This window comes from Vibrio sp. 10N.222.48.A3 (assembly GCF_041475345.1).
Classification (GTDB): domain Bacteria; phylum Pseudomonadota; class Gammaproteobacteria; order Enterobacterales; family Vibrionaceae; genus Vibrio; species Vibrio tasmaniensis_A.
This window is the reverse complement of sequence record NZ_JBFRVX010001544.1, coordinates 1-482: the sequence shown is the minus strand read 5'-3', so window position 1 is coordinate 482 and position 482 is coordinate 1. Positions and strand designations below refer to the sequence as shown.

Sequence of the window (482 nt, the reverse complement as noted above, 5' to 3'; positions counted from 1 at the left end):
AGGTGAGCAAGGTCGAGGTTTTGCCGTCGTTGCTGATGAGGTAAGAAACCTCGCAAGTCGCACACAGTCATCGGTTGGTGAAATCAGAACCGTGATCGACAAGGTCCACGCGGGCACTCAAGATGTCGTTGAAGCGATACAAGAAGGTAATATTCTCGCTAACGACACGGCATTACATGTTCAAAAAGCGGTCGAAGATCTGGGTTCGATCTTTACTTCTATAGAAGCGATCAGTGATATGAACAACCAGATCGTGAGAGCGGCAGAAGAGCAACAATCGGTTTCCGGTGAAGTGAACCAAAGTGTCGTTAATATCCGTGATTTGAGTGCGAAGATCTTGGATCAAGCCGCAGCTTCTGAACAAGTGGGTAGCGAAATTGATCAACTGTCCCAACAGCAGCAGAAATTGGTTAATCAGTTCAAGGTTTAGCCTAGTTGTTCACTGTATAGCTTTTAAGCTTAGTTAACAATTGAATAGAAAA

The 482-nt window shown here is 44.8% G+C and carries 1 protein-coding gene; it reads left to right on the top strand.

Going from position 1 to position 482, the window contains the following annotated elements; genetic code table 11:
- A partial coding sequence (locus tag AB4653_RS27635) for a methyl-accepting chemotaxis protein (RefSeq protein ID WP_372105842.1) occupies positions 1–430 on the top strand: 430 nt, incomplete at its 5' end.
- Positions 431–482 lie beyond the last annotated feature (52 nt).